Raw genomic sequence first — 12,438 nt, 5'->3', positions numbered from 1 at the left:
AGATCGACTGGAGACGTTGATGAAATGGGATGCTCTCGAGGAGGAGCCGTGCTCGCTCGCCCGCACCGTGGCGGTCATCGGCGACCGCTGGAGCCTGCTCATCCTGCGTGAATGTTTTCTTCGGATCCGCAGATTCGACGAGTTCCAGTCGTCGCTTGGCGTGACCCGGCACCTCTTGGCCGACCGGCTGAAGAAGCTCGTCCGCTTTGGCGTCCTTCGCAAAATTCCCTATCAGGACGCGCCCAAGCGCTACGAGTATATCCTGACGCAGAAGGGTCTCGACCTCTATCCGATCATCATGTCGATCGTGCACTGGGGCAATATCCACATGGTCGATTCGCGCGGACGGCCGTTGCTGCACGAACACAAGAACTGCCACAAGATGTTCGACCCCGTCATGGTCTGCTCCGAATGCGGTGAGCCTCTGACCGCGAAGGAGGTCCATGTTCATCCGGGCCCCGGCGCGCGAAAATCCTCACCTGCGCGTGCGAAGGCCGTCGAGAACGAGGCGAAACGATAGCCGACCGAACCATGCATCAGCGGCGTGATAGATTTCGATGTAGCGGCTGCTCTTCAGCATGAGCGGGGCAGTGCCACTATTTTCCGTTAGAGCGTGATGTTTTTATGCGGCAACATACCCTGAGTTTTTTAGATAGTTGGCGCACTCGTGCTTGGAGAAGAAGTCGAGGAGTTAGCCGACCTTACGCCAGGTTGCCTCGACATCGCATGTCTGCGTGGCTCGCATCAGGTGTTTGACCTTGGCGAAGACCTGTTCGATCGGGTTGAGGTCGGGACTGTAGGGCGGCAGAAAGAGCAGATGCGCTCCTCTGGCGCGGATGGCCACAGTCCAGACCGATCAGCAGGCGTTAGCTATGAGCATCCTGCTGTCGTTCTTTATCAACGGCGTCAATGACCTCAGAGGGCCCTTGTGGCTGGCGTCGTACGTGCGTTGGTGGGGTCCCGAGAAGCGGAAAGCCTGCCTGCGTCCCCGACAGGTTCGAATCCCGGAGGCGCAACCATCGACATTGATCGCGCACAAGTCGCGCTTTCCCCCAAACTTTCGCCTGAGCTTAAGGGCGAATCCTTGCCCGCTGACGAAGCGCTACCATTGAGCGAAACGGATCGCAGACGATTGAAGGAAGACGACCAAAATCGTAGAAGTTTGGTAGCGGGAGACCGCTACCGCCTTTCCCCACACGACGCAAATCTGCGATATTCCCTCCGATCGTCCGCCCAAATTCAAAAGCTTGTCGAACGGTATGTTCAAATCGGGGGCCGATACCGACATTCAGTTCAGGTGGCGGTCTAACCGAGGTTTTTCGTCTCTTTTCGCGTCCGACAAATAGCGACTTGGGCTTGCGCGCCAGGTTCTTCATCGAAAATCCGCCCCCGACCCCACGTTGTGAAGCTACGGTTTGCGTGGAGACCAGGGGTAATCGTAAAAAAGTCGTGGCTGCCGAAATCGGCGTCAATAGGCAGCCGTTGAATACGACTTGGTTAGCGAAAAAATGAACTGTATTTCAACATCTTAAAGGCGCGGTGAAGTCCGCGGTAAAGCACTCCATTGGTAATGGAGGGTCGACAGTTCAATTCTGTCTGGCAGCACCAGCTCTTCTCGAAATGTCATCGAGACATTGAAAATATTATGTTTTCGCACAAGTCCCGGATGCACAGGAACACTGGATCTAGGGTCCAGAGAATGACGTTGCCAACGAGAAGGAGGGGCTCCGACAACTGTAACTAACGACCAGCACCGTGCGTATTCCTCGGATACCGGAGTTAGGAGCGCCCTCGCTGAGTTCAGCTATGGGGCGAGAAACGGAAGTCGGCGTTTGCCCGAGTTTCAGATGCGGGCCAACTGACACGCCCTTAAAGTTACCCGGCTCAGCCTATGAGCCTGTCAAAGCCAAACACCAAAGACGAATACGGTAACGACGATAAGGGCGGCCGAATACCAGGTGCGGTTCATGCAGGAATAAACCGCACGCGCCCGGATGATTCTGTCGGGGACTAGCTCTCCGCCCGGTCTGGTGGTGTGGACCGAAGTCGGACGGAGAGTTGTGCGCCGGGCCCCGTCGCGTGACGAAGCTAGGAACGTGCCGTGAAGGCCTTATGACTGGCACTCAGTGCAGGTTGACGTTATCCAGAGGAGGCCGAAGCTCTGCCGCGCGCTGGTCGTGGTCCTTCTTCCGGAGCTCGCCTTCCTTGCGTTCGAACTCGATCATTTCCTGCGTGGCGGTTTCCAAAGAATCGATTGCGCCTGTCCGCATATGGTTGCGTGCTATCCGCCATGCTCAACTCCCCATACCGCGGCTCCGGCCGGCCAAGAGCCAAAGCCGATCCGCCATGTCATCTACGTCCTGCGACACTCCACCGCGCGGGTCGTCAGTCTCCAATCAGCTTCTCTTACTAGCATTTGGGAAAACAAAGAAAGCGGACGTGCTGGGCTCTTGCGCGGCCGGTCTCACCCCTGCCCAGGGGGCGTGCCGACGGCGGCAACGCAGGCGGAAGACAGCGTTTTGTTCAGCGAGCTAGGATATCTCTTACAGCGGGTTTCGCACCGCACGCGCGAATACGGTCTCGTCCACTAGGCGCCAATAGGCGTCGATGGTGTCCCTGTCTTGCGCGCGTCGCCCGCTCGTCACATGCATCTCAGGGCCGAAGCCTGACAGCGTGGCAGTAAGACTGACCATCATGTAGTGGAAAAGGATGGGATCGACTAGGGGCAGCAGCCCTTGTTCTTGAGCCGCGACGATCTGGGGGATCAGTCTCGCCAGCAGCGGCGTCAGAACGGTATCGGCAACCCATTTCAGGCGCGGATTGTCGGTAAACGATTCTTGCCGCATGAAACGGTGAAACTCGGGAAAAGCTACCGTGTAGCGGTAGAGAATGGCGTACTCCTCGCGCAATCGGGCGAGCGGCGGCAGGTCGGCTGTCTCCGGCGCCGAAACATCCCACCCTCCCCTGATCTGCGCGAACGCATGCTCGGCCGCTGCGCGCCAGAGAATGTCCTTGCTGCGATAATGGTAGGTGATGAGCGGATGTTGCAGGCCGAGCCGGTCGGCAATCGCACGAATGCTTGCGCCCTCGAATCCCCGCGCGGCAAACTCCGCGATGGCCGCGTCCAGAATCAGCGCCCGCGTCTCGAGCGCGCGTTGCTGTTCGGCCCGTTTGCGCGGACGCCTCGCCTGCGTGTCGCTTGCCAATTTTCTTGCCGGTTCTCTTACCCGTTTCGCGCTCTTGCCCATGTTCGTTGGCTAACACGATTGGACCAGAGCCGCCAAGCGGCGGCGATGCACTTGCGTATTCTCAGCCGGTGCTCGCCTTGCCGCGGGCAAACTCCTCGATCATGGCCTCCCGCATCGCGAACTTCTGGACCTTGCCGGTTACGGTCGAGGGGAAGCTCTCGACAAAGCGGATGTAGCGGGGAATCTTGAAGTGCGAGATCCGGTCCTGACAGAACCTGCGCACCGCCTCCTCATCAACCCTGGCGCCGGCCTTTGCAACGATCCAGGCGCAGAGCTCTTCGCCGTATTTCGTATCAGGCACGCCGAACACCTGAACGTCCCTGATATCAGGGTGCTGATACAGATGCTCCTCGACTTCCCGGGGATAGATGTTCTCGCCGCCGCGGATGACCATGTCCTTGATCCGTCCGACGATGCGGCAATAGCCGTCGTCATCGATGATCGCGAGGTCGCCGGTGTGCATCCAGCCGGCGGCATCGATCGCCTCCCTGGTTCGGGCTTCGTCGTTCCAATAGCCGAGCATCACCGAATATCCCCTGGTGCAGAGCTCGCCGGCTTCGCCGCGTGGCACCACCCGGCCCTGGCGGTCGACGATCTTCACTTCGAGGTGCGGCTGGATCCGGCCGACCGTCGAGACGCGGAGTTCAAGGGGGTCGTCGCGGCCGCTCTGGAAGCTCACGGGACTGGTTTCGGTCATGCCATAGGCGATGGTGATTTCGCTCATATGCATGGTCGAGGCGACTTCCTTCATGACCTCGATGGGACACGGAGCCCCAGCCATGATGCCGCGCCGAAGCGAGCTCAGGTCAAACCGGGCGAACTCGGGATGATTCAACTGGGCGATGAACATCGTGGGCACGCCGTAGAGCACGTCGCAGCGCTCCGCCTCAACGGTCTCAAGGGTCCTTAGCGGATCGAAAGTCTCCGATGGGTAGACCATCGTCGCCGCGTGGGTGACGCAGCCGAGGTTACCCATCACCATTCCGAAACAATGATAGAGCGGGACCGGGATGCACACACGCGAACCAGGCTCGATCCCGGTCGCCTCGCCAACAAAGAAGCCATTGTTGATCAGATTGTGATGCGAGAGCGTTGCTCCCTTCGGCAAGCCGGTGGTGCCGCTGGTAAACTGGATGTTCACCGCGTCGTCCATCTGAACCGTGGCCGCAACGGAATCGAGCCGGCTGTTGCCAACCTGCTTGCCACGATCCGATACCCAGTCGAACGTGAGGCAGCCGTCATGCTTGCCTGCGATCGAGATGACGTATCGCAGATCCGGCAGACGCGCGCTCTTCAGCTCACCACCGCCATGTCCCAGCTCGGGGACAAGCTCGCGAATCATGGCGATGTAGTCGCTCGTCTTGAAGCGCGCAGCCGTAATCAACGCGCAACATCCCACGGCCCGCAGGACGTGCTCCAACTCGCTCAGACGATAGGCGGGATTGATGTTGACGAGAATCAAGCCGGCTTTTGCGGTCGCAAACTGTGCGATCGTCCACTCCGCGCAGTTCGGCGCCCAGATGCCGATCCGGTCTCCCGGCTCCAGGCCGAGGGCGAGCAGGCCCGATGCAAACGCATCGGATCGCGACTTGAGCTCCGCATAGGTCCAGCGAATCTTCTGGTGGGCGACAACCAGCGCTTCGCGCGAGCCATCAGTCGCGCTCACCTCATCCAGAAGCGCACCGATGGTCTTCCCAATCAGGGGCTGGCCGCTATTCCCGTGGACGTAGCTTCCATGTGGCACGAATTCCTCCCGGTCATGCAAGCTGTTTGATGATTGCCCGCGCGCGACGACAACCGCCGCGGGCCCCTCATTTTCCTTCGAAGACGAGCGTCGGCGGCTCGATGTCCTTGTCGAAGGCCGCTGCCGTATTGGCAAACCCGCGCTGCGCATCGGCGCCGGCGTAGAGCTCCATCGCAACATCGAGCATCACGAGGTCCGCGGCAGCGACGCCGCCGCTCGACCACGCCTTGAGCAGCGTGCGGGTTGCGGCATACGATCGGGTCGGTCCCGTCGCGAGCTGCGTTGTCAGTGCGGCAACTGTGGCCGAGAGCTCGCCCTCGGGCACCACATGGGTCGCGATGCCGAGCTGGCCTGCGTCTCGTCCAGACATCGGCTCGCCGAGCATGGCAAGCCGCGAAGCGCGCGCCCGGCCGGCGCGCTCTGCGATCCGCTGGAGCGCGCCCGCGATCGGCAGCATAGCCGTGGTGACCTCGACACAGCGCAATGTGGCATTCTCCGCCGCAACGAGAAAATCGCAAGCCAGCGCCAGCTCGAAGCCGCCGCCGAACGCAATGCCCTGCACCACTGCGATCGTCGGTATCTTCAGCATTTCAATGGCGCGATAAGACGCGTTGACCTCGGCCACGAACGTCCTGAACCAGTTGACGTCCTTGCCCGGCCACTCGCGGACCTCGCCGCCGAAGCTGAAATGCGGCCCCTCCGCACGAACCACAAGCACGCGGATGTCGCTGGTGCTGGCCTGGTGCACCGCAACCCGCAAGGCCTCCGTGAAGCGCAGGTCGAGGCGGTTGAATGGCGGATTGGCCAGCACGATGCTGCCGACGGCGCCATCCTGTTCAAATCGGATCGTCATGGTCAGGCTTCCTCCTCTGTGCCGACGGTCAGGTCGGGCGGTGATTGCCGGCTTCGGGAATGATCGGCAGCAGCAGGTGCGATGGCCGCTCGGCGTCGCGGTAGACCCGGTGGGTCACGGTCCTGCTGCTACAGACGTGGTAGGGGATGTATTCGACATTGGTCATAGCGCCGGTCCCGGTCGGAACGTCCATGGACGTGATGTCGAGACAGATCCGGTGTCCGGCCTTGAACTGGTTCGCGGTCGCCAGGATCTGGATCTGGTACTCGATGACTTCGCCGGGTTGCACGGCTGAGACCGAGTCCCGGGTGAGCTTGTGGAACGGCTCCCAGGGTTTTGAGCGCTTCTGGTCGAGCGCCCGGTAGGAGGCCTTCAGCCAACCTCGCGTCAGCTCCCGCTCCGGCAAGGTGGCGGGGACATCGCGTTCACCCTCGCGCGCCGTACGAACCGAGACGTCGGGCCCGACGTCCTTGAGCGCGACGATCCAGTTGGTGTCGTCCTGATCGATCGCGGCATGGAGGGTGAGCGTAATCGGCCCTGCGACCGTGACATCATGCGGCAACGGCTCGGTCATGTAGCGCAGCCGCTCGACCTTCGTTGTCCGCGTCAACGGCATCTGGGTGAAGACATCCGGCTCGCGCGCGGCTGCGCCAACCTCCGCCGCCGGCCGCGGCGGCTCCGTCGTCAATCCCTCCCAATGCGAGAGATAGAACTTCGTCCACTGCGTTTCCGGCAACGGCCATTCCGTCCCGGTGCGCCATTCGTTGGCGCCCATCAGCCAATACCGCACCGGCGGTTCGTTCATGATGCCGGTGTCATGGCCCTTCAGCCAATGGTCGTACCAGCGGATGATCTCGTCGTGATATTGATGGAACGGCCGCTCCAGATGCGCAGGACCAGTGAAGAGCAGCTTCTTCGGCGAATCGACGTTCTGGAAGTAATGCTGTGCGCCCAGCCAATGGAGCTTGTAGGTGTAGGCATAAGCTCCTGATCCCGTATAAAACGGGATCTTGATTTTCCTGAAGATCTGTTCCGCGCGCTCGACGGTGCCGTCGGGCTCCCAGGGATGCGTCATCATGAGATACATGATGAAGGTGCGCTGCCCCTTCTGGGTGAGGATGTTGAAGAGATTGATGTACTGCTTGAAGTCCGGATTCCGCATCGCCTGGCGCCAGAGCTCTTCCTCTGCGGCGGGCAGCTCGGTGGGCCGATCACGCTGCTCGTGAACCGTGCTGAAAACGTCGAGCAGATACGGAAAGCTGTGCAGCACGCCCCCAGGATTGAAGTCGCGGAAGCCGAACATGCCGCCATAGGCGCTGCACGCATCGTAAGGGAAGATCGCCTTCAGCGCCGGATGTCCTTGCGCGGCCGCGCGCCATTGCTCGCCGGCAAAGCCGGAGATGCCGACCATTCCAACCTTGCCGTTCGACCATGGTTGCTGCGTGATCCATTCGATCAGGTCGTAATGGTCGGTATCCTCGTGGCCGTAATGGCCTTCGGATTTGGCCGATCCTCTCGGCTGAGCGATGACGTGAACATAGCCGTTGGCGATGAAACGCCGTGTGTCGCCCGCCTCGATCGGTCCGAACCACAACGGCGCGTGCGCCGGCTGCCGCGGCAGGATGTCGGCAATGTCGGGGCCCTGGATGTCCTTGTTGTGCAGCGCTGACGCATACAGCACCGGGTAGGCGCCTGCCGCATCCGGACGGTAAACGTCCACAGCCAGGCGCGTGCCGTCCCGCATGGCAACGCTGATGTCCCGTTCCTCGATCATCGCTTCAGCTCCCGCTTTCGTGACGCTTGTGGCCAACGTTCAGCAATCGTCGGAGACGGGCGAATACGGCACTGCCTCCGACCGAACGGAGCATGCCATTTACCTTTACGATCGTAAAGTATAATAATTCGAACCATCGCGTCTGTTCTTGCAACGGTGCGTTCCTCTGGCAGGACAATGGGCGCGTCAGTGAAGAGTGCCGCACTGGTAGGGCATGTGTTCGACGCCCGGCCGGCGATACGGTGAAGCCACTCGGCGGGCCGCTGCCGTGTTTTCAACAGCCGCATCTGGCGGCCACACAGAACACGGCCAGCGCAAGCGAGACCAGCCGGCCCGGTAGCCAGCGATCAGCAGCGGGCCACCGCCGAATTCCAGGATGACCGCCATTATGATCGCGAGCGGCAGCGGTGATCATCATGCCGCCGCGATCAGGAAGTCGAAGCTGTCAGTCGCAAGGCAAAGCTCGACCTCGATCGCAACTGAGCTGGTGTCTCTGCGCTCTACCGTTAGGAGCCAGCTGCTGCCACTCTGTTGCTCCTGATGGAGGATGAGGATTGCGATCAACTCCGCCGGCGGCATCAGCGGCCCCTTTTCCGCGGCAGCTTCAGACCGACGAACGGGATGCACTGGCTGACGCCGATCCATTCAGCTACAAGGCGGTGCTACTACCCGACGCGGATCGCCGCATCGATGCCTTTGTGGCTCAAGTCGATCCGCCGATTGGTGACGACACATTGCAGCCACGATTGACTCGATCGGTGGTTGCTCAAGCAATTCAGTTGGGCTCTCTCGTTACCTCTGTAATCAAGCGGCCAGCGCGGTCTGCTTTGGGAAATTTACGGCTTTCGCACCGCGGCGCTCCGCCCTTTCGACGTGGCAGCAGCCAGATCCGGAAAATCTTCAAAAGATCGCTGTCGCGTTTTTGTTCGGAATGACTGATCCCGATACCGGCGCTCATCACCTGGACATCGCCAGCCACGGTCCGGATCTGAGAATTTTCCCTCGCTTTCCCCGGCTAAGCGTACCTCAGGCGTTGCCCGATACCAAGAAGCTCTCCCTTCTTCAGCATCGCATGCCCGAGCGCGATATCGCTCAGAGAGAGGCCGCGGTGCCAAAGCAAGATGGTCTCGTTTTCGCTTTCCCGACCAGGCTTCAGCCCGGCGACAATCTGGCCGAGTTCGGCGTAGAGTGATTCTTCGGACAGCTTTCCGGCCTCAACATGCGCCCGAAGGCTTCCAAACTTTCCGGACTTGCACTGGCCCCAATCGTCAACCACGAGCTTGCTCATGTGCCTTCGCGCACCCGAGCACATCAATGCGCACCGCGACGACATCACAACCGCGCAATTTGCTGTCGATGGCGAGATTGAACAGCGCGAGATCGCGGGTGCCCTTCGAGCTGCAGCTTTGTGCGGACCGACCAGACGTGGCTTGCTCGCGGTGGCGGCTTCGCACGGATCAGCTTGCCTTTGTTCCATGGCTGACGACGCGGCGGAATGCATAATGGGATTGCTCCACTCTCATTCATGATCAGGCTCCTTTGTCAGGGAGATCGATCAGAATGGCTCGCGGCTGGAGCTAAGACTGATCGCGCGACAGCTTTGAGGCAACACCTGTCGTAATATGGTTAGCGGCGACATCGAGGCGAACCGCCTTTGAGACCCATGTCGGAAGTCCTGCCTTTTGACGCACGGTTGCGGTTCTTCGCGAAAGACCGCTTCAAATGGCAAGGTCAGCGGCGCGGAAGCTCAAAATCGCCGCCTACTATGCGAACGAAACCCGGACCCCGTATTGCCGATCGCGCAACCGTGATCTCGATTCGGACTTATACTGATGCGCTCCGGAATATTGGGCATCGAACGCAAGTCTGGCTATTGGATAGCGCGCGTATGGTCGGCCACAGAGGTAGAGGAAGCATGTCTAGATTCAAGTTTCATCACGCAGTCGCAATCCTGTCGATGATGATCACGAATCAGGCGCGGGCGAATGGCATCGAGAGCCGTGAGGTAGCAGCCCCGCCTTGGAGCGGCGTACGCATGGCCGACCACGGCCCGAGCCTGTGCGGCGAACCCGCATGGGTCTACAGCACCGCTGGCGGCCACAGGAAGAATGCGTTGTCGCCTGAGATCGATGCGCCGCATCAGAACGGCGCAAATAAAAGGCACGATGATTGGCCGGCCAATATGATCCTGGGCTAACACGATCACGCTGTACGCAGGCAATGGCCGACCGGGTGAGCTAACTGCGCGTGGCGCTCACGACCTAGCGCCAAAAGAGAAGCGTGATTCCGTTCATTATGGAGGTACATCATGCATTCTTTCTTCACCGAATGGGAGCCCACTTCGATAGCGCCATCTGACCGAGATCTCGAAATCTGCGTGTTGGACTATGATGGTATCGTCCATACGTTCCCACTTGCGTGTCACAAGGACGGACCCAATTGGGTCGACGCTCGGGGTAACAGGCACGTCGATATCCAGCCGACCCATTGGCGCAACTGGGGTGAATTCCGCTGGTCGATGCGCTGAGCGGCCGCGAAAGCTTGGGGACGAGACCTGCGAGTGCAGAGCAATCTGCTGGCGCGGACAGCAAAGGCTGATCCAATCCCTTTTTCCGGAGCAAACCGCGAAAGGCGATACAGCGACAATTGATGTCCGACTCTGGCCCCCAAGCGGACACGTACGGGTTTACGTTCGCGCCCTTCCAGAACGTGGTACGGTGCTGCGTCCCAACCGGGGGACGGCGTTAGATGATAGATTCCAGTATTTTCCGCGACCAGATGACGATCCGACGGCTCCGCCTCGCAGCAGGTCTCGTCATGCTCTCCTATCTCACGCTGCACCTTGGCATGCACGCGCTCGGCAATGTCTCGTTCGAGGCAATGGAATGGAGTACGCGAATTCATGATTTCGTCTGGCACAGTGTGCCGGGAACCATCGTTCTCTACGGCGCGTTCGCAATCCATTTTTCTCTCGCGCTCTATGCCCTTTATGCGCGCCGGAGCTTCCGCATAAGTGCCGGCGAAGTGGTACGGCTTGTTCTGGGCTTCTCCATTCTACCCCTCTTGTTGCACCATTTTGCGGCCGGGCGGTACGTATATTCAGCGTTCGATGTGACGCGCCGCTACGACGTAGTGCTCACCGTCTATTTTTCCTTTGTTCCGTTCTGGGGTTGGCGGCAAGTCACCGTGCTCCTGGTCACTTGGACGCATGGTTGCCTCGGCGTGCATTACTGGCTGCGTGCGCGATCCAACTATCACAAGTTTGCTCCGATATTGCTTGCATCCGCCACGCTCCTGCCAGTGCTCGCTTTGCTCGGGATTTGGCAGGGCACGCGCCAAGTACTCGCACAGTGGCAACTGCACCCCGAATGGCTTCAGATGGCCGTGCGCGACGGTCATGTGCACGATCCAAGCGTGGTCGGGCCGAGTTGGACTCTCGAGGTCCAGCTTTACTCGACTTATGTTGTGCTCCTGGCGCTCGTCTTCGTCGCGCGGGCGGTGCGCTGGCTGGTTGAACGCCGCCGTGGCCTGATTAACATCGCGTATCCCGGCGGCCGTGTCGCTCGCGTGCCAGTGGGCTATACCGTGCTCGAAGCCAGCCGCCGTGCCAGCATTCCGCACGCCGCAATTTGCGGCGGACGAGGTCGCTGCACGACGTGCCGCATCCGCGTGCTGCGTGGGGTCGATACGTTGCCGCCGCCTAGCGCTTCCGAGCAGGCGTTGTTGGATCGCTTACACGCTGGTCCGAGTGTACGTCTGGCATGTCAACTGCGTCCCCGCAGTGATACCGCGGTGCTTCCGCTGCTGCCGCCAGACATTGGCGCGAGCGAGACGCGTCGACGTGACTATTTCAAGGCTTCGGACATTGAACGTTTCGTCGCGATCATGTTTGTTGACATCCGCAGGTCAACGGCCTTGGTCGAGAAGCGGCTCCCTTACGACGTGGTGTTCCTGCTGAACAATTTCTTCGATGCCGTGGCAGGCGCGGTCGTCGATACCGGCGGCATGCCCAACCAATTCGTCGGCGACGGCATGATGGCGATCTTCGGCATACACGCCGGGCCACGCGAGGCTTGCTCCCAAGCGTTAGTTGCGGCGCAACTTATTCATAGCCGTCTCGCCGACATGAATCGAACATTGGCTGACGAGTTGCCGGAGCCAATTGCAATCGGCGTCGGGCTCCACGCCGGCAACGTGATCCTGGGCGAGCTTGGCTACCGGGATCGCTTCCTCCTGACAGCAATCGGCGATCCGGTACATGTCGCGGCGCGCCTGCAGGAGCTGACCAAAGACTATGACTGTCAACTCGTTGTGTCCGACATCGTCGCCGCCACTGCCGGCGTCGAAATGAGCAGGTTTCCTGTGCGCGAGGTAAACGTGCGCGGCCGCGCGGAACCGCTGGCCGTTCGAATCGTCGGCGCCATGAATGAACTGGTCGCATGAAATTGCCGTCTGGAAATCAGCCAATCTTGTTGCAATGCGATGGTCCGCATTGTCGCCTAGGGCACTGCCGGTAGCGCCGTCGGCATGTCCGCCTTTGCCCCCTTTCTGCGAAGTGGTGACCGACACCGAAGACGTCCGGTTATCGGGGTAGACCGGAAGTGACCGGTCGAGCTTCAAATTCTTAGGCGCGACGCTCATTCTTTCCGCGTTCCTTGCTACGCCGGCCTCGGCATGGGAGGCGATCTCGGGGCCCGCCGCGGCCGTAGCCGCGGACCCGACCTTCTCCATCTATTTGAACAATGGCCGCGGATGTTCGCGCACGACGGCCTCGCAGATACCGCTCGGCGACGCGTCGGGAATGCATATGTCGGTAAGG

9 protein-coding genes and 3 pseudogenes are annotated in these 12,438 nt (G+C 60.5%); 3 read left to right on the top strand and 9 right to left on the bottom strand.

Annotation, left to right across the window (positions count from 1 at the left end):
• Window positions 1-19: 19 nt before the first annotated feature.
• On the top strand, window positions 20-520 hold the full coding sequence (locus FXB40_RS02125; protein ID WP_148770571.1) for a winged helix-turn-helix transcriptional regulator: 501 nt from the start codon (window positions 20-22) through the stop codon (window positions 518-520).
• Between the two features lie 102 nt (window positions 521-622).
• Here FXB40_RS02125 and FXB40_RS48925 read toward each other — a convergent pair.
• The 9 genes and pseudogenes from FXB40_RS48925 to FXB40_RS48920 all read right to left on the bottom strand — a co-directional run.
• Window positions 623-841: pseudogene (locus FXB40_RS48925) on the bottom strand (transposase); the annotation flags it as partial.
• A gap of 229 nt (window positions 842-1,070) precedes the next feature.
• On the bottom strand, window positions 1,071-1,376 hold the full coding sequence (locus FXB40_RS02115) for a hypothetical protein (protein ID WP_148770570.1): 306 nt from the start codon (window positions 1,374-1,376) through the stop codon (window positions 1,071-1,073).
• Window positions 1,377-2,543: 1,167 nt separating this feature from the next.
• Window positions 2,544-3,206, bottom strand: a complete 663-nt coding sequence (locus tag FXB40_RS02110; RefSeq protein WP_210352116.1) for a TetR/AcrR family transcriptional regulator — start codon at window positions 3,204-3,206, stop codon at window positions 2,544-2,546.
• 103 nt (window positions 3,207-3,309) lie between these two features.
• Window positions 3,310-4,992 carry an AMP-binding protein gene (locus FXB40_RS02105; protein ID WP_246207278.1) on the bottom strand — a complete coding sequence of 561 codons (1,683 nt, stop codon included), beginning with the start codon at window positions 4,990-4,992 and terminating at the stop codon, window positions 3,310-3,312.
• A gap of 67 nt (window positions 4,993-5,059) precedes the next feature.
• Entirely contained in the window at window positions 5,060-5,845 is a 786-nt protein-coding gene (locus FXB40_RS02100) for an enoyl-CoA hydratase/isomerase family protein (protein WP_148770567.1), read from the bottom strand.
• 28 nt (window positions 5,846-5,873) lie between these two features.
• Entirely contained in the window at window positions 5,874-7,619 is a 1,746-nt protein-coding gene (locus FXB40_RS02095) for a CocE/NonD family hydrolase (protein WP_148770566.1), read from the bottom strand.
• Window positions 7,620-8,394: 775 nt separating this feature from the next.
• Window positions 8,395-8,598, bottom strand: coding sequence for a pirin family protein (locus FXB40_RS50290; RefSeq protein ID WP_210352115.1), 204 nt, complete (start codon window positions 8,596-8,598; stop codon window positions 8,395-8,397).
• A 36-nt stretch (window positions 8,599-8,634) separates the two neighbouring features.
• A pseudogene (locus FXB40_RS02085) lies at window positions 8,635-8,907 on the bottom strand (ornithine cyclodeaminase family protein); the annotation flags it as partial.
• A 22-nt stretch (window positions 8,908-8,929) separates the two neighbouring features.
• A pseudogene (locus FXB40_RS48920) lies at window positions 8,930-9,146 on the bottom strand (tyrosine-type recombinase/integrase); the annotation flags it as partial.
• 388 nt (window positions 9,147-9,534) lie between these two features.
• Between FXB40_RS48920 and FXB40_RS02075 the strand changes: the two are divergent.
• Window positions 9,535-9,816, top strand: a complete 282-nt coding sequence (locus tag FXB40_RS02075) for a hypothetical protein (protein ID WP_148770565.1) — start codon at window positions 9,535-9,537, stop codon at window positions 9,814-9,816.
• Window positions 9,817-10,367: 551 nt separating this feature from the next.
• Complete coding sequence (locus tag FXB40_RS02065; RefSeq protein WP_148770563.1) at window positions 10,368-12,062, top strand: adenylate/guanylate cyclase domain-containing protein; 1,695 nt, start codon at window positions 10,368-10,370, stop codon at window positions 12,060-12,062.
• Window positions 12,063-12,438 lie beyond the last annotated feature (376 nt).

Origin of the sequence: Bradyrhizobium rifense (assembly GCF_008123425.1) — a bacterium.
Lineage (GTDB): Bacteria > Pseudomonadota > Alphaproteobacteria > Rhizobiales > Xanthobacteraceae > Bradyrhizobium > Bradyrhizobium rifense.
This window is presented reverse-complemented; position numbering and strand designations above follow the sequence as displayed.